The 25,018-nt window shown below is 59.6% G+C and carries 24 protein-coding genes; 15 read left to right on the top strand and 9 right to left on the bottom strand.

What is annotated here, in order from left to right:
• Positions 1-67 precede the first annotated feature (67 nt).
• The 6 genes from CLV97_RS03150 to CLV97_RS03125 are packed head-to-tail and all read right to left on the bottom strand — an operon-like array spanning position 68 to position 6,431.
• Positions 68-874: an MBL fold metallo-hydrolase gene (locus CLV97_RS03150; RefSeq protein ID WP_106344064.1), complete on the bottom strand. Its 807-nt coding sequence runs from the start codon at positions 872-874 to the stop codon at positions 68-70.
• Between the two features lie 48 nt (positions 875-922).
• Positions 923-1,645, bottom strand: coding sequence for a two-component system regulatory protein YycI (gene yycI, locus CLV97_RS03145; protein ID WP_106344063.1), 723 nt, complete (start codon positions 1,643-1,645; stop codon positions 923-925).
• 15 nt (positions 1,646-1,660) lie between these two features.
• The gene (gene yycH / locus CLV97_RS03140) at positions 1,661-2,998 is read right to left on the bottom strand and encodes a two-component system activity regulator YycH (protein WP_106344062.1); all 1,338 of its coding nucleotides are present in this window, start codon (positions 2,996-2,998) and stop codon (positions 1,661-1,663) included.
• Positions 2,995-4,773 carry an ATP-binding protein gene (locus CLV97_RS03135; RefSeq protein ID WP_245891352.1) on the bottom strand — a complete coding sequence of 593 codons (1,779 nt, stop codon included), beginning with the start codon at positions 4,771-4,773 and terminating at the stop codon, positions 2,995-2,997. The genes yycH and CLV97_RS03135 overlap by 4 nt, the downstream gene beginning before the upstream one ends.
• A gap of 56 nt (positions 4,774-4,829) precedes the next feature.
• A complete protein-coding gene (gene yycF / locus CLV97_RS03130) occupies positions 4,830-5,531 on the bottom strand; it encodes a response regulator YycF (protein ID WP_106344060.1) in 702 nt (233 codons plus the stop codon).
• A gap of 12 nt (positions 5,532-5,543) precedes the next feature.
• Positions 5,544-6,431, bottom strand: coding sequence for a peptidase MA family metallohydrolase (locus tag CLV97_RS03125; RefSeq protein ID WP_146130395.1), 888 nt, complete (start codon positions 6,429-6,431; stop codon positions 5,544-5,546).
• 176 nt (positions 6,432-6,607) lie between these two features.
• On the opposite strand from CLV97_RS03125, the gene CLV97_RS03120 reads away from it, so the two are divergent.
• Together CLV97_RS03120 and CLV97_RS03115 are read left to right on the top strand one after the other, a co-directional pair.
• On the top strand, positions 6,608-7,369 hold the full coding sequence (locus tag CLV97_RS03120) for a YheC/YheD family protein (RefSeq protein WP_170070339.1): 762 nt from the start codon (positions 6,608-6,610) through the stop codon (positions 7,367-7,369).
• 221 nt (positions 7,370-7,590) lie between these two features.
• Positions 7,591-8,160 carry a hypothetical protein gene (locus CLV97_RS03115; RefSeq protein ID WP_106344057.1) on the top strand — a complete coding sequence of 190 codons (570 nt, stop codon included), beginning with the start codon at positions 7,591-7,593 and terminating at the stop codon, positions 8,158-8,160.
• 415 nt (positions 8,161-8,575) lie between these two features.
• On the opposite strand, the gene CLV97_RS03105 is transcribed toward CLV97_RS03115, so the two are convergent.
• Positions 8,576-9,943, bottom strand: coding sequence for a PTS transporter subunit EIIC (locus tag CLV97_RS03105; protein WP_106344055.1), 1,368 nt, complete (start codon positions 9,941-9,943; stop codon positions 8,576-8,578).
• Positions 9,944-10,178: 235 nt separating this feature from the next.
• Between CLV97_RS03105 and CLV97_RS03100 the strand changes: the two genes are divergently transcribed.
• The 5 genes from CLV97_RS03100 (at position 10,179) to CLV97_RS03085 (ending at position 13,997) form a co-directional block, all read left to right on the top strand.
• Positions 10,179-12,029 carry a sensor histidine kinase gene (locus CLV97_RS03100; protein WP_106344054.1) on the top strand — a complete coding sequence of 617 codons (1,851 nt, stop codon included), beginning with the start codon at positions 10,179-10,181 and terminating at the stop codon, positions 12,027-12,029.
• 31 nt (positions 12,030-12,060) lie between these two features.
• Positions 12,061-12,570 carry a YwhD family protein gene (locus CLV97_RS03095; protein ID WP_106344053.1) on the top strand — a complete coding sequence of 170 codons (510 nt, stop codon included), beginning with the start codon at positions 12,061-12,063 and terminating at the stop codon, positions 12,568-12,570.
• Positions 12,571-12,938: 368 nt separating this feature from the next.
• Positions 12,939-13,061, top strand: a complete 123-nt coding sequence (locus CLV97_RS18725; RefSeq protein WP_281257573.1) for a hypothetical protein — start codon at positions 12,939-12,941, stop codon at positions 13,059-13,061.
• Positions 13,062-13,113: 52 nt separating this feature from the next.
• Positions 13,114-13,704, top strand: a complete 591-nt coding sequence (locus CLV97_RS03090) for a C40 family peptidase (RefSeq protein ID WP_211295665.1) — start codon at positions 13,114-13,116, stop codon at positions 13,702-13,704.
• 68 nt (positions 13,705-13,772) lie between these two features.
• Complete coding sequence (locus CLV97_RS03085; RefSeq protein ID WP_106344052.1) at positions 13,773-13,997, top strand: hypothetical protein; 225 nt, start codon at positions 13,773-13,775, stop codon at positions 13,995-13,997.
• Positions 13,998-14,177: 180 nt separating this feature from the next.
• On the opposite strand, the gene CLV97_RS03080 is transcribed toward CLV97_RS03085, so the two are convergent.
• Positions 14,178-16,229 carry a transglycosylase domain-containing protein gene (locus CLV97_RS03080; protein ID WP_106344051.1) on the bottom strand — a complete coding sequence of 684 codons (2,052 nt, stop codon included), beginning with the start codon at positions 16,227-16,229 and terminating at the stop codon, positions 14,178-14,180.
• A 214-nt stretch (positions 16,230-16,443) separates the two neighbouring features.
• Here CLV97_RS03080 and speE point away from each other — a divergent pair, with 214 nt between their 5' ends.
• The 6 genes from speE (at position 16,444) to CLV97_RS03050 (ending at position 21,510) form a co-directional block, all read left to right on the top strand.
• Positions 16,444-17,271, top strand: a complete 828-nt coding sequence (gene speE, locus CLV97_RS03075) for a polyamine aminopropyltransferase (protein WP_106344148.1) — start codon at positions 16,444-16,446, stop codon at positions 17,269-17,271.
• A gap of 9 nt (positions 17,272-17,280) precedes the next feature.
• Positions 17,281-18,156: an agmatinase gene (gene speB, locus CLV97_RS03070; RefSeq protein WP_106344050.1), complete on the top strand. Its 876-nt coding sequence runs from the start codon at positions 17,281-17,283 to the stop codon at positions 18,154-18,156.
• A gap of 32 nt (positions 18,157-18,188) precedes the next feature.
• Positions 18,189-18,605 (top strand): YwiB family protein, encoded by a 417-nt coding sequence (locus tag CLV97_RS03065; RefSeq protein WP_106344049.1) that lies wholly within the window; start codon positions 18,189-18,191, stop codon positions 18,603-18,605.
• A gap of 1 nt (position 18,606) precedes the next feature.
• The gene (argS, locus tag CLV97_RS03060) at positions 18,607-20,277 is read left to right on the top strand and encodes an arginine--tRNA ligase (RefSeq protein WP_106344048.1); all 1,671 of its coding nucleotides are present in this window, start codon (positions 18,607-18,609) and stop codon (positions 20,275-20,277) included.
• A gap of 75 nt (positions 20,278-20,352) precedes the next feature.
• The gene (locus CLV97_RS03055; protein ID WP_106344047.1) at positions 20,353-20,517 is read left to right on the top strand and encodes a XapX domain-containing protein; all 165 of its coding nucleotides are present in this window, start codon (positions 20,353-20,355) and stop codon (positions 20,515-20,517) included.
• A 69-nt stretch (positions 20,518-20,586) separates the two neighbouring features.
• Entirely contained in the window at positions 20,587-21,510 is a 924-nt protein-coding gene (locus CLV97_RS03050; RefSeq protein ID WP_211295664.1) for a phosphotransferase family protein, read from the top strand.
• A 92-nt stretch (positions 21,511-21,602) separates the two neighbouring features.
• Here CLV97_RS03050 and CLV97_RS03045 read toward each other — a convergent pair whose 3' ends face one another.
• Complete coding sequence (locus CLV97_RS03045) at positions 21,603-21,917, bottom strand: cytochrome C oxidase subunit IV family protein (RefSeq protein ID WP_106344046.1); 315 nt, start codon at positions 21,915-21,917, stop codon at positions 21,603-21,605.
• A 243-nt stretch (positions 21,918-22,160) separates the two neighbouring features.
• On the opposite strand from CLV97_RS03045, the gene CLV97_RS03040 reads away from it, so the two are divergent.
• On the top strand, positions 22,161-23,558 hold the full coding sequence (locus tag CLV97_RS03040; protein WP_245891347.1) for a sigma-54 interaction domain-containing protein: 1,398 nt from the start codon (positions 22,161-22,163) through the stop codon (positions 23,556-23,558).
• 367 nt (positions 23,559-23,925) lie between these two features.
• Entirely contained in the window at positions 23,926-25,002 is a 1,077-nt protein-coding gene (gene kdd, locus CLV97_RS03035; RefSeq protein WP_245891346.1) for an L-erythro-3,5-diaminohexanoate dehydrogenase, read from the top strand.
• Positions 25,003-25,018 lie beyond the last annotated feature (16 nt).

Genomic DNA, 25,018 nt, shown 5'->3' with positions numbered 1-25,018 from the left:
AGTCTGACGAAAAAGCGCTCTTTCCTGTCACTCCGCCAATGGGCCGACGGGGAAGGAGGACGGCCCTTCAGGATCGACCCCCGGCCTTGACGGAGCGCAGCGGAGTGGGGCGGTCCGGATACGTTTCCCACAGATGGACATCCCGCCCCACCTTCAGATCCGCCTCCTCCAGGAATTGGCGGACCGTCATGTGAGCCAGTTCCATCAGGTTGTTTTCCTGGCTCAGGTGGGCCAGGGAAACCTGTTCGCCGTTGCCTGCGAGGATTTCGGCAAGGGCTTCGCCGGCGTCCTCGTTGGAAAGGTGGCCGACGTCGCTCAGGATGCGCCGTTTGACGTTCCAGGGGTAGGAACCCATGCGAAGCATGTTCACGTCGTGATTGCTTTCGAAGATGAGGGCATCGACGCCGGAGACCCGGTCGACGATCCTCCGGTTGACATACCCGAGATCGGTGACCAGGGCCAAGGATTCGTTGCCGTGCTGGAAGCGGAATCCGATCGGTTCCGCCGCGTCGTGGGAAACTTCGAAGGTTTCAATTTTCAGATCCCCGATATCCAGGACGGCCCCGCTTTCCAGCACATTTCGACAGGCCTCGTTGATCGTTCCCACGGAGGAGGGGAGGGCCGCCCAGGTGGCTTCGTTCATGTAGACGGGGATATTGTACCGGCGCGCGAACACTCCCAGCCCCTTGACATGGTCGATGTGTTCATGGGAAACGAGGATGGCGTTCAGCGACTTCGGATCCACCCCGATGCTTCGCAGATGCTGTTCCAATTGCTTGCCGGACAGGCCGGCATCCACCAGAAGGCGCACCTGATCCGTTTCGATATACAGGGCGTTCCCGGTGCTTCCGCTGGCGAGGACACTGTATTTCATCGACGATCTTCCCCTTTTTTTCTTAAGACGAATGCGATGTTGAAGGTGTCAGGGCTGAAGGGCTCCCGTCAGCGCATTGACGTAATAGGTCCGGCCGTCGGCGGCCGCAAATTTCCAGACGGGAGAAAGCACGCGGGTCTTGGCGTCATAGGACTGCCCGTGATATCCCAGTTCGATATGGGTGAAAACCGTTCCCTTGGGAACCTTGCCGCTTTCCACCAGGTTGAACAGGGCGAAGGAAGCGGGAACGGGAGTTTGCGCGTCTTTTCCTTCTTTGATGGACAGGCGGACCAATTTGAGGGAATGAAGGGCCCTTCCTCCCGAAAGTTTCACTTCCAGGCGGCTTCCGTAGAGGGGCCGCTCTTTCCAGTACTGGAGGTATATGCGCTTCTGCCCCTTCCGGGAGACCAGGTGGTATTCCTTGAACGAGGGAACCTGTTTCTCGAGGAAAGAATCGAGCTGATTCGATCCGGAGAGGGCGACGGGGGGATGAAAGGTTTTCCCGTATCCGCCGTCCGGAAGCGGTTCCCATCCCTTGCCCGGAGGAGCGATCCGCGCCTCCAGAACGGAGACCGGCGGCGGGTTTTGCGGGATGTCCGGCGTTTCGATATCCTTTTCCCTGAGGATTTGGGTCAGCTCCCGTCGGATCGAATCGTTCCCGTTTTGCATTTGCGATTTTTCCACCCAGGCCTGGATCACCTGCACCGTCAAAAACAGGTTGAGTGCGACGAAGGCGATGATCAGCAGGGTTTTGGCGCGGCTCCAGTCCATGACCGACCCTCCTGGTTACGGAATGAGAAGGACGCTCTCTCCGTTTTTCTTCAGGGCGATCCACACGGGTTCCAAACGGACGTGATCCCGAAGCACCTTCAGCTGGTATCCCGGGATGAGACGGCGCAGCTGATTCAAGGAGAGGCCGCGGTCGGCTAGCTCCCGGATCACCGTGTCCAGACCGGGGAGCAGCGCGTCCTGGGAGTCGGAGGGTTCCGAAGAGAGGTAGCGGAGGGAGCGGTGATACTCCGCCACCCTGTCGGAAGAGACCTTCAACCGGATCGTGTCCGGTCCCGCCTCTCCCTTTTCTTTCTCCCCGGGCCAGTAAACCGGGAGACCGCCGACCATCAAACGGAAAATGTAGAGGTGGATGTTGTCCTCCTTGATCCGGCGGTCCAGGGAATAGGATCCCGTCCACCCGTTGTGGGTCTTCATGAACTGGTTCAGGATTTCCAGTTCGATCGCCGCCGACGAGGTCTTCGGCTCCGATCTCAAGTCCCTGTACACCATCGTTTGTTTCCGTTGATTGTGCTGCAACATCCGGTTTCCGTCGGTATAGGTGTCTCCCTCCTCAGAGGGAAGGGTCCAGATTTGGTTCGGATCGGTGAACAGCCATTTGATGTCCTCCACCTTGATCTGCTTCAGGGGATAAGTGTAGCTGCGGACGGTCAGCGGTAGGTCGGGAAGGTAGACCGCCGAGGGAAAAGCGGAATGTTTCCCGTCCTTTTCCTCATCCAGGGGGATCTTTCCGGTGACGAAGTGAGGCTTCACCGGTTGGACTTTCCGCTCCACTTCCGCAAGCCATGCGTTGAACTCCGGGAAGTCGATCTCGCTCTCCAACACCTTCCGCTCCCGGTCGGAGATCAGCCAGAGGCGGGTGTTTTCCCCCCTCGAATCTCCATGGATCCAGATCCTGCTGATCTGGTTGATGCCGGAGACGGAAATCTCCTCCCTGTTCATCACATCGATGGCGTCGGCGGGCAGATCATTGGTAAACTGCAGTTCCACCCCCACGGCCTTTTGATACAGATGGTTCCACTCCTTCGGCTGGGGAACCACCGGTTCCGGCTCGTCCCATTGGGCTTGATAGAGCCGGTTGAGAAAATCCCGGTAAGCCGGCTCATTGGGAAGGATCCAACCCGGTTTTCCGCTTCGATGCACGACGATGGGAAAGGGAGCCACCCGTTCGTGCAGCGGAATCTGGTTGTACTGCTCGTTGCCGATCAGGGGGGGTTGGATATACGACGGTTTGTTTTCCTGATAGGAAGGGGAGCTGTACCACAGCATCCCGGTTTGCAGAAAGCTGAGGACGATCAGCAAAAAGAGCGCCGCCGACTTGATCCGCTCCTTCATCGGATCACCTCCGGCTCGCAGGGGGGCAGGGTGAAGGTGACGGTCGTTCCCCGGCGATATTCGCTTTCAATCCCGATGTCTCCGCCGTGGGCCAGAACGATCTCGCGTGCGATGGACAAGCCGAGGCCGGTCCCCCCCATTTGGCGGGATCGGGCCTTATCCACCCGGTAAAACCGTTCGAAAATGCGTCCCAAATCCTTTTTGGGGATGCCGATGCCGGTGTCCGACACCGACACCTCCGCCATTCCGTCCCGTTGCCGACGGGCCCGGATCGTGATGGAGCCCCCTTCGGGAGTGAATTTGACCGCGTTGGACACCAGGTTGTCCAACACCTGGTCGATCTGATCCCGGTCCACATAGACCCGGGGGAGCGGTCCGGCCACCTGAAGCCCGATGCGGATTCCCTTCTTTTCGCAGGGGACGGAAAAGCGATCCGCCACCTCCTCCAGCATTTCCTTCAGATCGACGGCTTGTTTGTGGAAACGGGTTTCCTTGGCATCCAGCCGGGAGAGCAGGAGCAGGTCGTTGATCAGTCGGTTCATGCGCTCCGCCTCCTGCAGGGTGACCCGCAGAAAGCGGGACGCCAGTTCCGGATCGCCGATGGCACCGTCCTCCAGGGATTCCAGATAGCTTTTGATGGTGGTGAGCGGTGTGCGCAGCTCGTGGGAGACATTGGCGACGAACTCTTTCCTTTGCCGGTCCAGCTTGGCCTCTTCCGTCACATCCTTGAGGACGGCGATCAATCCGACCATTTCATGCCCGTGCCGCTTGATCGGGGTAAAGGTGATTCGGATGACGGAGTGTTCTTCCTTATTCTCCGCGTTTTGTTCCAGATGGGTTTGCGTCTCCTCCGCCAGGGGAAGCGGCAGCGGATCGGGCAGGGGCAGCACTTCCTCCAGCGGTTCGCCGAGGGAGATCTCCCGGTCCAGAATCTCCTCGGCCCGGCGGTTGCGCACGATCACCCGTCCCTTTCCGTCCGTGGCCAGCACGCCGTCGCTCATGTTGGCCAGCACGGATTCCAATTTCTCCTTTTCCTCTTCGTTCTGGGACAGGGCTTCCCTCAAGCGCTCCGCCAAATGGTTGAAGGCGGCGGCCAGCCGGCCGATTTCGTCACCGCTCTTCACATCCACCTGCCGGTCGAAATCCCCCTCCGCCATCGCCGTCGCCTGGCGGGTGATCTCCTTCACCGGGTTGGCGATGGTGCGGGCCAGGACGACGCCGAGAAGGGCGGTCAGCCCCAGGGCGAGAAGGGTGATTCGGATCAGGTTTTTGCTGATGCGGCGGATCGTCGCGTACATCTCCTCCATCGACGCTTCGATGTATACGGCGCCCACCGCCTGGCCGTCATCGTCCTTGATGGGTCGGATGAGCAGCTTCATCCGATAGCCCGTCGCCGGGTCGACGCGAAACTGTTTGTCGGTGGTGAAGGATTGCAGGGCATGCGTGACCCTGACGTTTTTTTGTCCGATGACATTGCGGTTCTTGGTGGACGAGGTGCTCAGCACGATTCCGTCGGAGTCCACCACCTGAACCGTGTCGGTTCCCTTGTCCAGGATGAACAGCTGTTGGACGAGGTTTTCAATCTCCTTGGAGCGCTCCGAACGGTCGGCGGGTTTTTGGTCGAGGATCTCCGCCAGCGAACTGCTGGCCAGAAGAGCCGCCTGCTTTTCCAGTTTTTCGTCGAAGTCCTGCTCGTAATAATTTCCGAGCCAATCGAAGAAATAGACCCCGATCAGCTGGATGGCGATCAGGATGAGGGAAAAATAGATCACCATCAGTTTCCACTGGATGCTGTTGAGCAACTCCCGAACTCGACGATTCAACATGGCGATCACCTGTCGGCGGAGGGATCGCGCATGGTGTATCCCAGCCCCCGGCGGGTGATGATGTATTCGGGATTGCTCGGATCATCCTCGATTTTTTCACGCAGCCGGCGAATGGCCACGTCCACCGTCCGCATGTCGCCGAAGTAGTCGTATCCCCACACGGATCGGAGCAGGTGTTCCCGGGTCAGCACCTGACCGACGTGTTTGGCCATGTAGGAAAGCAGCTCAAATTCCCGGTGCGACAGATCCACCGTCGCGCCGTTCTTGGTCACCAGGTAGCTGTTCCAGTCGATCACCAGATCGCCGATGCGCAGGATGTTGGCGGAGGATCCGCCCTCCGGCTGATGGCTGCGGCGGAGGTTCGCCTTGATCCGCGCCAGGAGTTCCCGGTTGCTGAAGGGTTTGGTCACATAATCGTCGGCTCCCATCTCGAGCCCCAGCACTTTGTCCACTTCCGAGTCCTTGGCCGTCACCATGATGATCGGCATCTGAAAGGACTGGCGGACCCGGCGACACACTTCGATCCCATCCATCTTGGGCAGCATCAGGTCCAGCAGGATCAGATCCGGGGGATCGGCGAAGACGCGACGGAGCGCCTCCTCTCCGTCATGGACGCATTCCACCTCGAAACCTTCCCGTTCCAGGTTGAACTGCAGGATGTCGGCAATGGGCTTTTCATCTTCCACCACCAGGATTTTTGCGGACATCATCAACCCCCCTCAGTGGAAACGGGCGGTATGAGAGGCTTGTTGCCACCTGTGAAACGATTGTTCCACGGACTCGTCAAAGGCCCGTTCCCAAGCCTTGTCAAAGGAGAATCCCTTCGCCAGATCCCGGTGAAGCCTGCGTACGGCTTCCCATCCCTTTTCATCCAGCTGATGGCTGAAAAAAAGGAAGGACTGGCGGTAGGCCATGGCCTTGTTGGACAAATGGTCAAACCGGTCGCGAAGGTCCGGGTAGCTGTAGATCGGATTTTGATCGAGTCGGTTTTCGGGAACCCGCCATTCGTATCCCACCGTCCGGTACTCCACCCACTGGGCGAAGGCCTCGTTGTACCAGCGGGGCACATTGCCCCGGGTCACCGCATCCAGGAAGAGATGGGCGAATTCATGATACAGGGGACCCTCTTCATGGAAGCGGCGTTGCCACTCTTCCCGGCGATGGTCGGTAAGGGGTTCCTCCATCCATTCTTCGGGATTGAGAAGATAGATTCCTCCGGCGTAGTAGACCCCGGTCGCGCTTTGATCCGGCGGCCAGGAAAAGCGTCGCTGCATGGTCTCACGGTCGGGAAACAGGTAGACGGGTACGGGTTTTTTCAGACGGAAATCAAACATCCGTTCGAAATCCTCGGCCACCCGCTCCGCCTCCCGAAGGATCGCTTTCGCTTCCCCTTCCATCGACGGAGGATAATGGAGGATGAACCGCTCCGTTTCAAGCTGCAGGTTGCCCCGGAACCGCCATCCTTCCAACCATTCGCTTCCTTCGTATATCACGGGGCGCGCCGCCGCCGACACATGGTGAAACCCCTTGGTCAGGGTGAGCAGGGCGAGTCCCGCCAGGAATAGGGCGAGCCAGGTCAACCTGCGAATTTGTTTCCTATTCGACATCATTGTCGCACAATCCTTCCACTGAAACAATCTGCTTGCCTTAAGTGTAACATGGGAGGAGTCCGGCGCCGTTTGGGAGATGGAGGAAAAGGGTGCCTCCTTGGGCAAACGCCTTGTTCCCGGCGGCCGGGAAAGGAATATACTGGGGAAAGCGAAGGATGCAGGGAGGGCGAAGCATGAGCAAGGTGCGGAGAATCCGCCGTTACCAGCAGATCGCCAGCAAAATGTTGAAAACCAGAGTGCTTCAGCGGGATCCGTCCCTCCGGGGAGTGATCCCCGAGACCCTGTGGTATACCCGGCAGAATCTCGAGGAGATGCTGGAGAGGCACCGGACCGTCTACGTCAAACCGGACAAGGGCGGCGGAGGCGTGGGCATCCTTCGGATCGAGAAGCGGGATGAGGGGCGCTTTCGCGTCTGTTTCCGGACGCGATGCAGGGAAGTGGACCGTCGGCGTCTTTTTGCCGCCGTTGAATCCTGTCTCTCCCCCGAAAAGCATTATCTGGTCCAGCAGGGGATTCCCCTGGCGCTTTACCGCGGGTCCCCCTTTGATCTTCGGATTCTGCTGCAGAAGCCGGGCCGCCGGTGGATCGTTTCGGGAATGGTGGCCAAAGTGGCCGCGTCCGGACGGTTCGTGACCAACTATTGCCGGGGAGGACATCCCCTGCCGGTGGAGACCGCTTTGAAGGCGGTAATCCGCGAACCTGTGGCAAGGGAGTGGATGATCCGGGAGCTCCATCGCATGGCCGAGCGGGTTGCGGAGGTGTTGAATGATCGCTTTCCGGGCCTTCGGGAGCTGGGAATCGACGTCGGACTGGACCGGAACGGGCACCCGTGGATCTTTGAGGTGAACACGAGGCCACAATTTAAAATGTTCTCTAAAATAGGCAGAAGGGATCTCTTCGCAAAAATACTGAAGTATCACCGCCTGATTGTATAATCCGCCCCGTTTCGACATAAAAATTATATTTAAATTTCTGTATCTTCGACAAAATCTCCGGTTGACGTCCCGCTGGGGTCCTGATAGTATCGGTAATAACGAAAGGTTCAGAACAATCTTGGTAAAACGTCAGAGATTCTTCGTCGGGAGCAAGGATCATCTCCGGGAGGACAAGCCGATCCCGGAATGAAAAAAATCATGTGCGGATGAGGTGAAGTCGGATGTCGATCACCGTCGGTGTGTATATCGGGAAGAAGGACCGGATCATTCGCTATTGGTACGAAACCCTGCCGCGGGGGCAATTTCCCGTATTGGTCAAGTTCTGTATCCTGTCGTATCTGAAAGGGACGGTGTTCCCCCTGGATACCGTTTGTGAAGTTTCCGCTTTCCGGGAACAATTGAACAACATGCCGACCCTTCCTCCCACTCAGCGAAATGTGACCTTCACGGAAGACGACGGTTCCGTCTACGATTGGGTCATGCGGCTGGAACCCGGTTTCCGGAGCGAAGAGATCAAAAACGTGCTGCAGCGGACCATCAACCACACCCTGATGTCTCCTCGGCGCCCTGTTTTCCATTCTTCGGAATACCCGGTACATACTTCCGCTTCCGGCGTGGAGCGGCGGGATGAATCCCGTTCCCCGGCCTGGGCGGGTGTCGGAAACATGATGTGGGAAGACGGTTCCGCGGGATCGTTCCCTTCGTCGAGAGGGGTCAAGGATTCCTACGGATGGGAGGATCTGGTCGTGACGGGACGGGGCCGTTCGCTGGAAAACGGCAAGAGAACCTGAGATGGCAGGCGGAGCGGGATCCGGCCGCCTACGGAGGAGACGGCCCTCCGCTGGGATTTGGAATTTTTAGAGAATCGCTGGGGCTTTGAATTTCATGGGAAAATGAGGAGGAGGGGGCGGCCTTCCCGGAAGGCAACACACCTCTCCTCCTCCCTTTTGTTCTAAGGTCCAACGAGTTTTGACGCCTCATCCATCCGGCCGATGGAGATCTTCCAGAGGGTCGTGGATGGTTTTTTGTTCCTGCCGGTTTGACAGTCCCGCGTTTTCCGAAGAATGCCCATCCGGCCTGTACCGGGCATCTTCGGGAAAACCTCCGGCCCACGGAACCGGGAGGACGGACCGGAACCCGGGAGGAGCCTCCGCTCCGCCGGCAGGCCCCTCCCCCATTGTCTCATTAATTTAAGGAAAGAAATCGTTACACCCCGATTCGCTGGGATTCGTAGTTTTGGTCCATTTCCCTGTGGAAACCGAACAGATAGGTGAAGGCGAACCCGGCGACGTAGGCGATCAACACTCCCAGCAAGTAGAGAAGGCTCTGCCCCGGCTGCATCAGGAGGACGGCGGGAATCCCGGATATGCCGATGGCGACGGTGGCTGTATTCAACGCCGCCTGGAAGGCTCCGCCCACCGCCGCTCCGAGGCAAGCGGTTACAAAGGGACGTCCGAGGGGCAGGGTGACGCCGAAGATGAGCGGTTCGCCGATTCCCAGCATGCCGACCGGGACGGCGCCCTTGATGACGTTTTTGAGGGTCTGGCTGCGGGTCTTTACGTAGACGGCCAGAGCCGCACCCACCTGGCCCGCTCCGGCCATGGCCAGAATCGTCCACAGCGGGTCCAGCCCCGTCTTGTTGAGGAGTTCCATGTGGATGGGGATGAGACCGTGGTGAAGGCCGGTCATGACCAAGGGCAGGAAGGTGCCGGCAAGCACCGCCCCGGCGACGATTCCCCCTTTGTCCATCAAGGCGGTCAGACCCTGGGTGATTCCGTCCGAAATCCATCCCCCGATCGGTTGCAGCACCAGATAGGTGATCACGCCTGTCACCAGCAGTGCCAGCGGCGGTGTCACCATGATATCGATCACTTTGGGGACGAAGCGGCGGATGTTCCGCTCCGCCAAACTGATGAACCAGGCGGCGAGCAACGCCCCGATCAGTCCTCCGCGTCCCGGGACGAGGGCGGTGCCGAACAGGGTGATGTCCGCAATTTCGGGCAGGATGATCAATCCTCCGGCGACGCCTCCCAAGGCCGGCGTTCCGCCGAATTCCCGGGCGGTGTTGATGCCGACGAAGACGGCGAGGTAGGTGAACACCACCTTGCTGATGGCGTTCAACAGCAGGACCAGGGTGCTCTCCTGGTCGAGATCGAAGGAATAGACCACCGTGTTGGTCAGTCCCATGATGATCCCGCCGGCGATGATCGCCGGGATCAGCGGGACGAAAATGTTGGCAAGCTTACGCAGAAAGCGCTGGACCGGCCCGCGGCTGCGATCCTGTTTCTCCGCCTCCGGATCCCGCACTTCCCCGAGTTTGAGCCCCGTTTCCTCGGCCATCTCCCGAGCGACCTGTGCGGCGGTTCCCGGCCCCAGAATGATTTGAAGCTGATTGGATGAGTGCACGATTCCGGCCACTCCGGGAATCGCTCGGATTTCATCTTCCTTCACCCGATCCGGGTCGTGCAGGGTCAACCGGATGCGCGTCATGCAATGTTGGAGTGTGTCGATGTTGGTCACCCCGCCCACTTTCTCCAGAATGGACCGGGCGATTTCCCGCTTCTTTTCGGACAATGCCGTTCCCCCCTCGGAAAAATATTGAAGGCAGTACCCTAAGTACCCGATTTTCGTCTAATTTAATCGTACTATCCTCCTTTTTCATTATATTCCGTCCGGTCGTATTTTTGGGTCATAAATTGAAATATTTTGTCGAAGTGCTTATTCTTAGAAGGAAATTCGGTGCAAACAATGGAAAGATGATGAGAGGGACTTCGACATCGGGGACAAAATTCGGGGTGCTGAGGTGGTGATGCTCGTGTGGGAATTGACGGATCGGCTGGATGCCCTGACCATTCCCCTGACAGCGTTGACCGATCCGTCGACACGTTGGGCCGTGTTCGGCGGTGTCCTTCTCTTTCTGATCCTGTGGCTGTCGCTGTTTCGGAAGCTTCCGGCCTTTCTCTACCTTGCGGGCGCTTTGTGTGCACTCATCCTTCTTCGTGCGCTGTTCACGGACGGATGGCTCCCCCTTCTGTGGGTGTTTCTGCTTACCCAGGCGGTCGTTTCCTTCCGCTTCTCCCGGGAATGCACGTTCCTGGTCACTGCGATGATGTTCCTGGTGTATCAGGGGATGCCCTGGATGGATGACGTGTTGGCGGGCCGCTTCCATGCCGGGCTGATTTACGAAAATTTTCCCGCAATCCTTGAAGTCGGCCTCTATTTTGTCCTCAACGCCTGTCTCATCCGGACCCTCCGGAAAGTCCGGAAGGAGAACTTCCAGTTGAAGCGGGAAAACCGGCAGCTGATCGAACGGGTGAACGAAGCTCATCGATCGCTGCACGAGTACATCGTCCAACTGGAGGAGATGTCCCGGCGCGATTACCTGACGGGGCTCTACAACTTCAGCGGATTTCAGGAGCAGTTGACGCGCAGCTTGGCCCGCTGCGCGCCGGACCAGTCTTATCACGTCATCTGTATCGACCTGGTTGATTTTCAGCAGATCAACCTGCAGGAAGGAACCGATGCCGGGGACCAGCTGTTGGTCACCATCGCCCGACGCCTGAAGCGAAGTCTCCCCTCCTACGCCCAGGTGGCCCGATACGAAGGGGATCAGTTCGCCGTGGGATTGATCGGTGACGATTCGGATCTGCGCCATGCCTTGGAGGCCATCGAGTCGGTGTTTTCCGAACTGCGGGAGGAGCGAAGCTTCATCCATTTCTGCTGGGCGACGGCCAGCTATCCCCGGGAGGCGCAGAGCGCCGCCGAGCTGATTCGCCTGGCCGAACACCGGCTCTCGATTGAACAGCGGCGGATCAGGCACGAAGAGGAAGAGCGGCAGCGCCATCTGGAAAAACTGTCGGCAATCGGTCAACTGGCGGCGGGACTCGCCCACGAGATCCGCAATCCCCTCACCTCCATCCGCGGATTTATCCAGATCTCCATGATGGAATCCGAGGAGATGAAAAAGTGGGAGTCGATCATCCTCCCCGAAATCGACCGGATCAACGATCTTCTGAAGCAATTCCTCGACTTGAGCGATACGAGGCCCTCCCGCTTTGTCCGGTTTGAGTTGGACGGGCTGATCGCCGACGTGCTCCGCCTGCTGGAACCGAAGGCCATTTTGGACGGGCATCAGCTGACGGCCGAGCCTCCCCCCTCCCCCGTCATGATGGAAGGGGATCCGGAAAGGTTGAAGCAGGTGCTGATCAATCTGATCAAAAACGGCCTGGAATCCCTCGGGGAGAAGGGACGGGTGTGGATCCGATGGAAGGAGCTGCGAGACCGGATTCATATTCGCGTGCAGGATAACGGGTGCGGAATCCAGCCGGAACACATGTCCCGGATCTTCGATCCCTTCTTCACCACCAAGGGAGACGGAACGGGAATGGGCCTGTCCATCTGCCACCGCATCATCTCCGATCACGGAGGACAGATCCACGTCACCAGCCAGCCGGGCCGCGGCACGATCTTTAACATCCACCTTCCGATCCAGCAGTTAAACGCATCCCCGGTCGCCATTCCCCCGGTGGCGGGAAAGGAAGAAGGAAATCCCCGGCGGGGCGGGTACGCCGAAGCGGAACCTTCAGCGCGTCGCGGGAAGGAGAAGGAAGAGACGGCCGCCGAGGAAACCATCCTGGCTTTGCGCCCCCCCTTGTTGTGAGATAAAATAGGAGAAACAGGGGGAACGTAGCATGAAAAAGGGAAAAAAGGGTTTCAACATCATCTCTCGTTCCGGTGATTTCACCACCCACGGTGGGTATGTGACGGGGACGCTCAACTTGAGCAACCTCTCCTCCGTGCTGATCCACGGTGACGAGGCCAAGATCGATCTGGGTCTCATCCACGCCAAGAGTTCCGTGGAACGGGGAATCAAATTTTCCACCAACAAGGAGGACGTCCCCAACGGCGAGCTTTATTGGGTGGTTTGGGTGACGGTGGACCAGAATGAAAAGGGTCCGTATTACGCCGGTGTGGCGGCTTGCCCGATGTTGATCGACCGGGAGGCCCGCCGGGGATGGAAGATCCTCGCCCACCACGTGAACCGCATGGATGATGCCCTGAAGCGGCGCATTCGGGTAAGCGAGCTGGGGCAGGTGGAGAAAAAGGCCCTCAGGGATTTGTTGATCAGCCACGATGAAAAAATGTGGGACAATTCATCGGAGGAATTGAAGCAGGCGCTGGCCGTCGACGAAGAAAAATGAACGCTGTGTGAACAATTCACAAGTTGCCTTGTTTCCGCCCACAAGGGGCAGTACACTGGGTATAGGTTGGCGTGGAGTTTCCGTTTTGAAAGCGGAAACCAACCGTTTCAACACAGGCTCCGCCGGGTTCGGCGGGAGCGGAAGCCAAGTGACCGGAACACCATCTAGCTAGGACACCGAAGCGGCGGGCATCGAGCCCGCCGTTTCGGTTTTTTTTTGCGCATATGAGGTTGTCTGATCCGCATGAACGATAAGGAGCGAGGGGGAAGAGACTCTCGCTCTTTCCGGTTGGGTTTTGGCTAATCCGACCCGGGGCGGATGCGAAATCGGGCTGCAGCTCGATGGACCGGGAGGAACGTCCTTGTAAAATGAAGGCGGTAGTCGGCGGAACCCGGTCGATGCAGCGATCCGTGGGTCTGGCGTTGGAAAAGGACCAAGGGCGGTCCCTGACGGCAGAAAGGGACGATGACCGGAAGGTGATGGGGCTTTAGGTCCATGGCGTCGCTCTTTCCGACATGTTCAACTGAAGGAGCCGATGTCCCCATGAATCACAAGCATATATACCTGGTGTTCACGAGGACGGGAACCTGGCTTTCCAGGATGATTGGCATCATCTCGAGCCTGAAATATCCCCATGCCTCCATCAGTTTTGACGACCGTTTTACCAACATGTACTCCTTCGGGCGGCTGAATCCTGACAATCCCTTTGCCGGGGGTTTTGTCGTAGAGGACCTGCGCGATGGAGTCTACAGGAAGTTCCCCGACAGCGAATGCCTGATATACGAAATCGAAGTGAGTGAGGAACAGCATCGCTCCATACGGGAACAGATCGAGGAATTCCTGAAGGAAAAGGAAAAGTACCGGTACAATTTCCTGGGGTTGTTCGGAGTGATCACAAACAGGCCCGTCAAAAGGAAGAACCGCTATTTTTGTTCCCAGTTTGTGGCCCATATTCTGATGAACGCCGGTGTCTTTCACAGCGATAAGGCGCCGGAGCTCGTCCGACCGGATGATCTTTTCGCCGTGGAAAACAAACGGCTGATTTATGAGGGACCTGTAAAGGGGATCAAGCCTGCCTCACCGGGCGGATCCATCGGGAAGATCGCGGCGGTTCCGCTGGGAAAGTGCGGATGACATGTCCTTCCTCCCCCATAAACCGGGGCCTTTTCGCACAACCTAAGGGGGAAAGGAGGGAGGGATCCATGCCGGAACGGCAGGAGCACTTTGCCCGCCACGGGGGCGTTCATTTCTCCAACCGGGTTCCGCCCGAGGAGATCAACCGATTTGTCCGCGAACTTCCGCCCGAAAAGAGGGAAAGCCTGTTTGAAGTGCTGAAGGAGCTGGAACAGGCGGGAATGATCGTCATTCACAACGACGGGGTCTGGGCCGACGGCGAGGGGGAAACCGGCGGCAGCCAAGAGTGCTGAAGCCTCGCCGCAGTCCCGGCTTGCATAGCAAACCCTCGACAAAGTATCAGGGGGCGATTTTCCGCCGAGCGACTTTTGTCGCTGTATGGAGTGAGGCGGAAAATCGCTTCCCGACTCCCGGGATTTGAGTTTATCAGCAGTCTTGCAAACCCTGAGGCAGCGCCGCAGGGTTTGCTTTTTTCAGAGGCCCGGAATCCATTTTCTGATCCAATCCCAGAGGGACCCTCCGCCCTTCTCCTCCGTTTCCGGCGAGGGGTGAACGGGACAGCTCTCTTTCGGCTCGGTGCCGGCGATAAAGTATTCCCAGCGCACCTTGGGGCATCGCTTCGTGGCCAGATGTCCCGTGTCCGGATCCACGTAAACCCCCTTCACCCCGTCCGGGACGGTGAAGGTGCGGGCGGATTTTCCGGAGTGGGACTTCTGCATGAAGGTCCCCCAGATCATTTGGGCGAGCCGTCCCTCTTCATGGGGCAATTTTTTGGCGCGGTCGTATCCCACCCAGACCGTCGCGGCCAGATCGGGCGTGTACCCCGCCAGCCATCCGTCCCAGTCCGTCGAACCGGTTTTGCCGGCGCTCGGATAGGGGAAGATCTGCTTGACCCGGTGACCCGTTCCCCCGGACTCGAAGACGCTTCGAAGCAGATGGGTCAGTACGAAGGTCTCCGCTTCCGAAGCCACGCGCCTTTGTTCCGGACGGCTTTCGGCGATCGTTTTTCCCTCGGCGTCTTCGATCCGCAGGATGCCCACCGGTTCGGTGAGAACGCCCCCGGAGGCCAGGGCGGCGTAGGCCCTGGTCATCTCGTAGGGAGAGACCGGAATGCTGCCCAGGGCGAGGGAGGGAACCGGCTTGAAGGGAGAGGTGAATCCCAACCGGCGTGCCATTTCCACGAGCCGATCCCGCCCGATCAGGAAATGGGTTTGCACGGCGTAAACATTGTCCGAACGGGCGATGGCTTCCCTCAGGGTGATGGGACGGCCCGCGTATCGGTTCCGAAAGTTGGCGGGACGATAGGTTCCCCCTTCATAGGGGAAGGCGGTCGGCTTGCTTTCCAGCTTGGTGACGGGAGTGAACCCCTTTTCCAGGGCGGCCAGGTAAAGAATCGGTTTGAAGGAGGATCCGGGTTGCCGGCGCGCAAAGACCCGGTTATATTGGGATGTTCGGTAATCCTTTCCGCCGACCATCGCTCGGATGTGCCCGTTTTTCGGATCGATCGCCAACAGCGCTCCCTGCAGCCCTTCCCTGTTCCCCAGATACCGCTTCACGGCCTCTTCCGCCTCGCGCTGCATATCCATATCCAGCGTCGTGTAGATGCGGAGTCCGCCGCCCCTCAGCTCCGATTCCTTCAATCCGTAACGGTTGATCGCCGTCTGGATGATGTAATCCCGAAAATACGGGGCCCTCGAGGGAGAGGGTTTCGGTTTTGGGGCCAAGGCGATGTGTTGGGCCTTTGCCCGGGCGGCTTGGGAGGGCGTGATCCAGCCGGACCGGACCATGGTGTCCAGAATGGCGTGTTGCCGCCGCTTGACCCGTTCCATCGACGTATAGGGCGAATACCATTTGGGCCCCCGGGGCAGGCCGGCCAGGAAGGCGCTTTCCGCCAGGGTGAGCTGCTTGGCCGGTTTACCGAAATAGGTTTGCGCAGCCCGCTGGATGCCGTAGGCACCGTTGCCGTAATACACTTCATTCAGGTACATCTCCAGGATTTTGTCCTTGGAGAAATGCAGTTCCAGCTGGACGGCGAGCACCGCCTCCTTCCATTTGCGGGACCAGGTCCGGTCGCTGGTCAAATACAGGTTTCTCGCCAGCTGCTGGGTGATCGTGCTGGCCCCTTGGGCGATACGCATTTCCCGCAGATTGACCAGCGCGGCCCGGGCGATGCCGCGGAGGGAAAGGCCGAAATGGTCGTAAAAGGTTCGGTCTTCGGCGGCGAGGGTGGCCAGGATCAGGTGGCGGGGAACGTCCCGGAGCTGGACGGGATCCCGGTGTTCTCCCCTGTCCATCTGGTCGATCAGGTTTCCGCGGATATCGTAGACCTTGGTGGTCATCGGGATGTCCGGCGGCGGGAGGGGGCGGGACTTCAGGTAAAGGAGGGTCACGAGAAGGATGGCCGCCAGGGACAACAGGATGATTCCCGAAAGTTTCAGCAGGCGTTTTCCCCGAGCCATCCACCGCCAAGCGGGAATCCCCTCCAGCGTCGGATCCGGGGGAAGTTGGTTCATGCCGTCGCCCATCCCGTCACGCTCCCTTTTCGATGTCGGCTCAACCGGTTGTGGATGGTTTGTCAACAGTATGGGAGAAGGGGTGGAAGATTATACCTTTCGGGAAGGTGACGTGTTTTTCGTTGAGGTTGGAGGAGAGTTGCTTTATTCTAAGGATGGTGTTGGAAAAAATATCGGAGACTCTTACTTGAAGGGATGGAAGGAGAGCCTTATGGATAAGCTTCAGATGGAATTGTGGTTTACGGAAAAGCAAACGCCCGATCACGGGATCACCAGCAAGATTGTACGCACTCTTCATCACGAAGAGACCAAATACCAGACTGTCGATGTGATTGAGACCCGGCAATTCGGCAACATGCTTCTGCTCGACGGCATGGTGATGACCACGGACAAGGATGAATTCGTTTATCACGAAATGATCGCTCACGTGGCGATGAACACCCATCCCGAGCCGAAGGACGTGTTGGTGATCGGCGGCGGGGACGGCGGAGCGATCCGCGAAGTGTTGAAATACCCCACGGTGGAGACGGCCACCCTGGTGGAGATCGACGAGCGGGTGATCGAGGTGGCGAAGACCTACTTCCCCGCCATCGCCGGCGCGTTGGACGATCCCCGGGTGCGGGTCCGGATTGAAGACGGCATCCGGCACGTGGAAGAAGTGAAAAATGCCTACGACGTGATTCTGGTGGATTCGACGGAGCCGATCGGACCGGCGGTGGGGCTGTTTCAGCGGGATTTCTACGAGCGGATTTTCCACGCCCTGCGCCGGGACGGCATCATGGTGGCGCAGTCGGAATCCCCGTGGTTCAACCGCGACCTGATCGCCCGCGTCTATCACGATATTGCCGATCTCTTCCCGATCGCCCGGTTGTACACCGCCAGCGTCCCCACCTATCCCAGCGGGCTGTGGAGCTTTACCCTGGGGTCCAAGGTGTACGACCCCCTGGAAGTGGATGAGATCAAGCTGCACCGTCCCGAAACGAAGTACTATACTCCGGAAATGCACAAGGCACTGTTCGCTCTGCCCAAATACGTGGCCGAGCTGACGAAATGAGGTGATCGGATGCGTGCGGAGGAAGCTTATTCCGGCAACGTGTTCATCGCCGCCAAGCCGGAGCTGGAGGAGGCCCGGGCGGTGATTTACGGCATGCCGATGGACTGGACCGCCAGCTTTCGGCCGGGTTCGCGGTTCGGTCCGCGGCGAATCCGCGAGGTTTCCCTGGTCCTGGAGGAATACAGCCCCCATCTCCGACGGGAACTGGCGGAGGTTCCCTTTTATGATGCCGGGGACATCCCCCTCCCCTTCGGGAACCCGGAGCGCAGTCTGGAGGAAATCGGCCGCTTTGTCGCAGAAGTGCTTAAGCGGAACAAAATGCCGATCGGCCTCGGGGGCGAGCATCTGGTCACCTGGCCGGCGGTGCGGGAAGTGTACAAGCATTATCCGGACCTGGCCGTCATCCACATGGACGCCCACGCCGACCTGCGGACGGAATACGAAGGGGAGACCCTCTCCCATGCCACTCCCCTGCGGAAAATCGCCGAGCTGATCGGCCCGGAAAACGTCATCCAGCTGGGAATCCGCTCGGGGACCCGCGAAGAGTTTGAATACGCCGCCTCCTCCGGGATACGCTTTCACCCCTTCGAGGTGCTGAAACCGCTGATGGAAGAACTTCCCGCCTTGGCGGACCGTCCCGTTTACGTGACGGTGGACATTGACGTCCTGGACCCGGCCTTCGCTCCCGGAACCGGAACGCCGGAACCCGCGGGCATCACTTCCCGGGAGCTGATGGAATCGATTCACGCCATCGCCCGCTCCGGAGTGAAGGTGGTGGGGGCCGACCTGGTGGAGGTGGCTCCCGCCTACGATCCGACGGATCAGACGGCGGTGGTGGCCGCCAAGATGGTGCGGGAGATGCTCCTGGGTTTCGTCCCGGCTTGAGGAGAACAAATCGGGAGAAGGGGCGAAGTGCGATGGTTTCGGTCAGAGTGAGCGTTTTCTCCACCATTTTCGGCGAGAACGGGGTGGAGGAAATCCGCCGGGAGGCGCAGGGGCGGTTTGCGGAGAAGCAGGACGAATGGGTGCTCAGATATGTGGAAAGCGGCGAAGCGGATGCGGAAACGCGGACGACGGTGAGGGCGAAGGAGGACTCCATCACCGTCATCCGCAGCGGCGGTCTGGATTTCCGCCACACCTACCGCCCCGGGAAAACGGCCACCAGCCGGGTTCTCACTCCGGCGGGAGAGACCGAAATGGAAGTGAAAACCCTGGATTATCGCCGCCGCAGGTGGGAAAGGGGCGGGGAATTGCGCTTTTCCTACGATCTGCGGATGGGCGGGGAAAACTTGGGAACCTACCAGCTACATATTCAATGGAGGGAGGAGCCGTGAGATGACCGTACTGATGAGGATGCGGGAGGCACTCCGTGAGGAAATCAGAAAGGCGGTGCTCTCCGCCGGACTGGCTACGGAAGATAACATGCCGGAAGTGGAATTGGAGATCCCCCGGGAAAAGGCCCACGGGGATTTGGCCACCAACGTGGCGATGAGGCTGACCCGCATCGCCCGTTCCAATCCCCGGGAGATCGCGGCCCGGATCGTGGAGGGGATCGACCGCGACAGGGCCCGGGTCCGCGATATTCAAGTGGCGGGACCCGGATTCATCAACTTTTTCCTCGACCGCTCCTTTTTGACGGAAGTGCTGGAGGAGATCCGGGCCGCCGGCGCCCGATACGGGCGGTCCGAAGCGGGCGGCGGTCAGCGGGTCAACGTGGAGTTCGTCAGCGCCAACCCCACGGGCAGCCTTCATCTCGGCCACGCCCGCGGGGCCGCCGTCGGGGATGCCCTGTGCAATATCCTGGAAGCCGCCGGATACGATGTAACCAGGGAGTACTACATCAACGATGCGGGCAACCAGATCCGGATGCTCGCCCTTTCCCTGGAGGCCCGCTATCTGGAGGCCCTCGGGAAGGAGAGCCGATTTCCCGAGGACGGATATCGGGGACAGGACATCATCGACATGGCCCGGGAACTGGCGGAACGGGAGGGGGATTCACTCCTTTCCCTCGATCGGGAAGAACGGCTTTCCCGGTTGAAGGAGTACGGGTTGAAGCGGATGCTGGACAAGATTCGCCGGGATCTGGAGCGGTACCGGGTCCGGTTCGACGTGTGGTTCAGCGAGCGATCCCTCTATTCATCCGGCGCGGTCGAGCAGGTGCTGAAGGAGCTGGCCGACCGGGGATACACCTACGAGAAGGACGGTGCGGTGTGGCTGAAATCGACGGCCTTCGGCGACGACAAGGATCGCGTCCTTGTCAAAAGCGACGGTTCCTACACCTACCTCACCCCGGACATCGCCTACCACCGCGACAAACTGAACCGCGGTTTCGACCGCCTCATCAACATCTGGGGCGCCGATCACCACGGATATATCCCCCGCATGAAGGCGGCCATCGCCGCCCAGGGACACGATCCGGAGCGACTGACGGTGCTGGTGACCCAGATGGTCAAGCTGTACCAGGGCGGAGAACTGGTCAAGATGTCCAAACGGACGGGGAAGGCCGTCACCCTGGAAGAGCTGATGGACGAGGTGGGGATTGACGCCGTCCGCTATTTCTTCGTCATGCGCAGCCCCGACAGCCATCTGGACTTCGACATGGACCTGGCGGTCTCCCGGTCCAACGAGAACCCGGTCTATTATGTCCAATACGCCCACGCCCGGATTCAGAGCGTCTTCCGCCAGGCCGGGGAACGGGGGCTTTCCCCCGCCACCGATCCGGAAATCCTCTCCCTGCTCGCGGAGGAACAGGAGTACGATCTGCTGCAGGCCCTGGCCGCTTTTCCCGATGAAGTGGCCGGCGCGGCGCAGCAGCTCACTCCCCACCGGGTGGTACGTTACCTGCATGACCTGGCCGCCCTCTTCCACAGCTATTACAGAGCCTATCGGGTGATCGGCGACGACGAGAACCTGTCGCGGGCGAGACTTGCCCTTCTCTCGGGGGTGGCCCAGGTGCTCAAAAACGGCCTGTCCCTGATCGGCGTAAGTGCTCCGGATCAGATGTGAACGGCCGTTTGTCACGGGATGAGGGCTTGGGCTTTTCATCCCCCATCAATCGTTCGCCCGGGGAGGCGATGCATCGTGAAGCTGATTTTGTTGTCCACTTTGACCGGGTTTGTCGCCGGGTTTGTCTTTTCCCTCTTCCGTTTGCCGATCCCGGCGCCGCCGGCCTTGGCGGGCATTTTCGGCATCATCGGAATCTACCTGGGTTACCAGGCGTATCAGTGGGTGAGCCGGTTGTTCTGAATCGAGCGGGTCTTCTCCCACCGGGAGGAGACCCGCTTTCATTGCTTCATCGAAAAGGCGGTGTTTTCAGTGACCGATTCCAAAGAGGATAAAGCCTTTGCAGGGGCGGTTCGGAAAATCGATCCCCGGATCCGCTTGCTTTCCGTCCGGGAACTTTCGGGGGGCGTTTCGGCGCGGACGGCGCTTTTGGAGACAGAAGGACCGGACGACCGGAGGCGTAAGATGCTCTTCCGTCAGCACGGAGAGGCGGATCTTCGGAGGAATCCCCGCATCGCGGCCGACGAGTACCGCCTCCTGGGCCTCCTCCGCTCCGCCGGATTGCCCGTTCCCGAACCGTATGCCCTGGACACTACCTGCGACCTCTTTTCCACGCCCTATCTGGTGATGGAATTCATCGAAGGCGAGACGGTGGATGATCCGGCGGATCAGAGCGCCTACCTCCACCAGACGGCCTTCCAGCTGTCCCGGATTCACCAAGTGGACGCATCCCGTCACGATTTGTCCTTTTTGCCGAGACAGGACGCGTTGGTCCGCAAAATCCTGGAAAAGCGCCCCGTTTCCCCGAAGGGTGAGTGGAGCGAGGGGAGGATTCGGAGCGCCCTGGAGCGGGCGTGGCCGTTTCCGCAGGTCAATCCGGATGTCCTTCTGCACGGGGACTTTTGGCCGGGCAATCTCCTGTGGAGGGAGGGACGGCTGGTGGCCGTCATCGACTGGGAGGATGCGGCCCTGGGAGATCCGCTCGCCGATGTGGCCAATGCCCGCCTGGAGATCCTGTGGGCCTTCGGGGAGGAAGCGATGCAGCGGTTTACGGAAGAGTATCGATCCATGATGCCGGACGTCGATTTGACCCACCTTCCCCTCTGGGACCTGTATGCGGCGCTGAGGCCGCTATCGTCGATTTCCGGCTGGGGATTGGAACCCGACCGCGAGAACCTTATGCGTAAGCGACATCGTTTGTTCGTCTCCCATGCCCTGGAGAAGTTGGAGCTATAGGGGATGAAGGGAGTTCTTCTTGGTATGTACGGGGGGACCTCCCCAAAAAAAACGGGTGAAGGGAACATCTCCCTTCACCCGATCTTGTTTGTCTACACCCACAGAGTCATCGCCAGGATGCAGACGATGGCGCCGATGATGCCGCAGATCACGAACAGGATGGGGAAAAAGCTCCCCTTTTGATCCAGGTGCATGAAGGTGAACAGCTGCAGCACGACCTGGACGGATGCCAGGAACAGGAGGATCGGAATCACCACGGCGGCGGAGACGGAGCCGGTTCCGACGAGGATGAAGGCGATGGCGGTCAGGATCATCATCCAGACAAAGGCTTTCACGTGCTTGCCGGCGCTCTCCGGCTTCTCTTGCTCCTGCGGTTTGACCGTCGACGGATCGATTTTCGGTTCCACCGACCCAACCTCCCTTTTGAAGGCGCAGGAAACCGCGACGATAATCCAGATGATAGTGAATATTATGACATAAGGGCGGGAATTTGTCAAATTTGTGAACGGGCGCGGTCGCCGTTCAGTTCCGTGTAAAAAGGCAGTTTATACCTTTCGGTCGACCCGTTCAAATTTTTCGTTTAAAATGGGAGTGACGAATTTTCGGCACAATCCGCCGGTTTTTCGGCGGGATGTCCGGGGGGTGGAATCATGGAACAGACTCGCTTTACGGAAGAAATGCTGCAGGAAGTGCTCCGTTCCATCGACGAGGGCATTCATGTGGTGGATGCCGAGGGAATCACCATTTTTTATAACCACGTCGCCGCTTCCCTGGACGGTATGTCGGTGGAGGAAGTGTTGGGAACCCATGTGTTGGAGGCGTTTCCCTCGCTCACCTCCAAGACGAGTACGCTGATTCAGGTGATCCAAACCGGTCAGCCCATCTACAATCAGCGGCAGACCTACACCAACCGGTACGGCAAGCGGATCGTAACCATCAATTCCACCGTTCCCCTCCGGGTGGGCGGCGAATTGGTGGGGGCGTTGGAAGTCTCCAAGGATGTGACCCGCATCCAGGAGCTGGCGGAGCAGGTGATCGATCTGAGGAAACGGATCCGCAAGGGCCGGAAACCCTCTGCGTCGGAGCCGCGCCTGTTCCGTTTCGAGGAGATTCTCACGCGAAATCCGAAGATGATGAAGGCCATCGAGCGGGCGAAAAGGGCCGCCGCCACCCGCTCTCCGGTCTTGGTCGTCGGAGAAACCGGAACGGGTAAGGAACTGATCGTCCAGTCGATCCACAGCGCTTCCCCCCGCCGCGACCAGCCCTTTATCGCCCAGAACTGCGCGGCGATTCCCTCTTCCCTGCTCGAGGGAATCCTGTTCGGGACGGTGAAGGGCGCCTTCACGGGAGCGGAGGATCGGCCGGGTTTGTTTGAATTGGCGGACGGGGGTACCCTGTTCCTGGATGAGATTCACGCCATGCCCTCCGACCTGCAGGCCAAACTGCTGCGGGTGCTGGAAGAGGGAGCGGTCCGGAGGGTGGGGGACGGAAATGCGCGCTGGGTGGACGTGCGCATCCTGTGCGCCACCAATGAGGATCCCGCTCTCTGCGTGAAGGAGGGGCGTCTCCGAAGGGATCTGTTTTACCGCATCCAGGTGGTTCGGATCGATTTGCCTCCCCTCCGGGAGAGGCGGGAAGACATCCCCCTTCTCACCTCCCGTTTCATTCACGAGTACAACTGCCGGCTGGGCAAGCTGGTCTCCGGTCTTCGTCCGGAGGTGGAGGAAATCTTCATGCGCTACGATTGGCCGGGCAATGTCCGGGAATTGAAACACGCCATCGAAGGCGCGATGAATGTGGCGGAGGGGGAAACCCTCGCCCTGGAGGATTTGCCGCCCCATCTGACTTCGGGGGAAAAGGCCCCTCAAGCGGAGCGGGAGGGTCGGCCCCTGCGGGAGGTGCTGGCCGAGGTGGAGGAACGGATGATCCGGGAGGCCCTGGCCGCCTGCGGGGGGAATGTCCGGCAGGCGGCCCGCCGCCTGGGAATTCCGCGGCAAACGCTGCAGTACAAACTGCAAAAATTGGGTCTCAACCGCGGAGCATCGTGAGAGTTGTAGGGGGGTTGCAATGGGATCTGGTTTCCGCCCTCGGAAGGAGGCCCTCCCCGTCCAGGCGGGGTGCGCCGCTCTGCTTCTCGTCTGAAGGGGACTGCCTTGTTTCGGTCCGATAGCCGGGCCGATCAGGCCCCTCCTTTTCCGCCGGCCGATTCTCCGATGCTTTGACTGATCCGGGACGTGCGGCCCTGTTTCGGCCCCCGGAACGGGGAAACGATTTGTCAAGCCACAGGTGTGCCGATTTTTCGGCACGCCTTTTTGTTTTCCGAAAGCGAAAAACCCCGTCAACGCAATTTTTTTGCAGTTGGTACGTTTCTTGCAATGGAAAAGGGGTGAAGCCGCAAGAGGAGGGTGGCCCGATTTGACCACACAGCGATCGTATCCGAGAGGGCACCGGTATGGACTTCACCGGGTGTTGGAGCCGAAAGGGGTGATGCCCCAGCCCGCACACAGGCTGGATGCCAGACCGGTCTGCCATGACAATGAGCTGTTGATCGAGGTCGACTGTCTCAACATCGATTCCGCCTCCTTCACCCAGATGAAGGAGGCGGCCGGGGGCGATCCGGAACGGGTGAAGGAACGGATTCTCGGGATCGTCGCCGAGAGAGGGAAAATGCACAATCCCGTCACCAATTCCGGCGGGATGCTGATCGGCCGGGTTCTCGACATCGGTCCGTCTTTTCCGGATCAAGGGGTGAAGCAGGGGGAGAAGATCGCCACGCTGGTTTCCCTCACCTTGACCCCCCTATGCCTGGAAGCCGTGGAGCGGGTGGATCTGGAGACGGGGCAGGTGAAGGTGCGGGGAAAGGCGGTGTTGTTCGCCAGCGGCCCCTTCGCCCGCCTTCCCGACGATTTGCCGGAATCCGTCGCCCTGGCCGTGCTCGACGTCTGCGGGGCACCGGCGCAGACGGCGCGCCTGGTCCGCCCCGGACAGCGGGTAGCGGTCCTGGGGGCAGGGGGGAAATCGGGGCTTCTCTGCCTCTGGCACGCCAAAAAGAAGGCGGGCCCCGGCGGCCGGGTGATCGCGCTGGAAGCCGGGGAGGAGGCCTGCGAGACGATCCGGAGACTGGGGATCGCCGACGAGGTGATCCGGGCGGACGCCAGGCGGCCCGTCGAGGTGCTGGAAAGGGTGGAACGATCCACCGGCGGGCAGTTGGCGGACGTCACCATCAATTGCGTGAATGTGCCCGATACGGAGCTGTCCAGCATTTTGGCCACCCGGGACGGCGGAACGGTTTACTTTTTCAGCACCGCCGTCCGCTTCACCGCCGCCGCCCTGGGGGCCGAGGGCGTGGGGAAGGATGTGAGCATGATGATCGGCAACGGATACGCCCCCGGCCACGCGGCGCTGGCCCTGGAAACCCTCAGGGAGTTCCCCGCCCTGAGGCGGTTGTTTGAGGAGCGCTACGCCCGAGAAGAGAGGCATCCGACGGTTTGATTCCCGCAGCGGGGAG

This window comes from Planifilum fimeticola (genome assembly GCF_003001905.1).
Taxonomy (GTDB): Bacteria; Bacillota; Bacilli; order Thermoactinomycetales; family DSM-44946; genus Planifilum; species Planifilum fimeticola.
Note: the sequence above shows the minus strand (reverse complement) of the source record. Positions and strands in the feature narration are given on the sequence as shown.

Excerpts from the sequence above, each read along its gene's own strand:
- CLV97_RS03150 (WP_106344064.1), bottom strand. The coding sequence starts at position 874 with ATGAAATACAGTGTCCTCGCCAGCGGAAGCACCGGGAACGCCCTGTAT.
- yycI (WP_106344063.1), bottom strand. The coding sequence starts at position 1,645 with ATGGACTGGAGCCGCGCCAAAACCCTGCTGATCATCGCCTTCGTCGCA.
- yycH (WP_106344062.1), bottom strand. The coding sequence starts at position 2,998 with ATGAAGGAGCGGATCAAGTCGGCGGCGCTCTTTTTGCTGATCGTCCTC.
- CLV97_RS03135 (WP_245891352.1), bottom strand. The coding sequence starts at position 4,773 with ATGGTGATCTATTTTTCCCTCATCCTGATCGCCATCCAGCTGATCGGG.
- yycF (WP_106344060.1), bottom strand. The coding sequence starts at position 5,531 with ATGTCCGCAAAAATCCTGGTGGTGGAAGATGAAAAGCCCATTGCCGAC.
- CLV97_RS03125 (WP_146130395.1), bottom strand. The coding sequence starts at position 6,431 with ATGTCGAATAGGAAACAAATTCGCAGGTTGACCTGGCTCGCCCTATTC.
- CLV97_RS03120 (WP_170070339.1), top strand. The coding sequence starts at position 6,608 with ATGAGCAAGGTGCGGAGAATCCGCCGTTACCAGCAGATCGCCAGCAAA.
- CLV97_RS03115 (WP_106344057.1), top strand. The coding sequence starts at position 7,591 with ATGTCGATCACCGTCGGTGTGTATATCGGGAAGAAGGACCGGATCATT.
- CLV97_RS03100 (WP_106344054.1), top strand. The coding sequence starts at position 10,179 with ATGCTCGTGTGGGAATTGACGGATCGGCTGGATGCCCTGACCATTCCC.
- CLV97_RS03095 (WP_106344053.1), top strand. The coding sequence starts at position 12,061 with ATGAAAAAGGGAAAAAAGGGTTTCAACATCATCTCTCGTTCCGGTGAT.
- CLV97_RS18725 (WP_281257573.1), top strand. The coding sequence starts at position 12,939 with ATGAAGGCGGTAGTCGGCGGAACCCGGTCGATGCAGCGATCCGTGGGT.
- CLV97_RS03090 (WP_211295665.1), top strand. The coding sequence starts at position 13,114 with ATGAATCACAAGCATATATACCTGGTGTTCACGAGGACGGGAACCTGG.
- CLV97_RS03085 (WP_106344052.1), top strand. The coding sequence starts at position 13,773 with ATGCCGGAACGGCAGGAGCACTTTGCCCGCCACGGGGGCGTTCATTTC.
- CLV97_RS03080 (WP_106344051.1), bottom strand. The coding sequence starts at position 16,229 with ATGGGCGACGGCATGAACCAACTTCCCCCGGATCCGACGCTGGAGGGG.
- speE (WP_106344148.1), top strand. The coding sequence starts at position 16,444 with ATGGAATTGTGGTTTACGGAAAAGCAAACGCCCGATCACGGGATCACC.
- speB (WP_106344050.1), top strand. The coding sequence starts at position 17,281 with ATGCGTGCGGAGGAAGCTTATTCCGGCAACGTGTTCATCGCCGCCAAG.
- CLV97_RS03065 (WP_106344049.1), top strand. The coding sequence starts at position 18,189 with ATGGTTTCGGTCAGAGTGAGCGTTTTCTCCACCATTTTCGGCGAGAAC.
- argS (WP_106344048.1), top strand. The coding sequence starts at position 18,607 with ATGACCGTACTGATGAGGATGCGGGAGGCACTCCGTGAGGAAATCAGA.
- CLV97_RS03040 (WP_245891347.1), top strand. The coding sequence starts at position 22,161 with ATGGAACAGACTCGCTTTACGGAAGAAATGCTGCAGGAAGTGCTCCGT.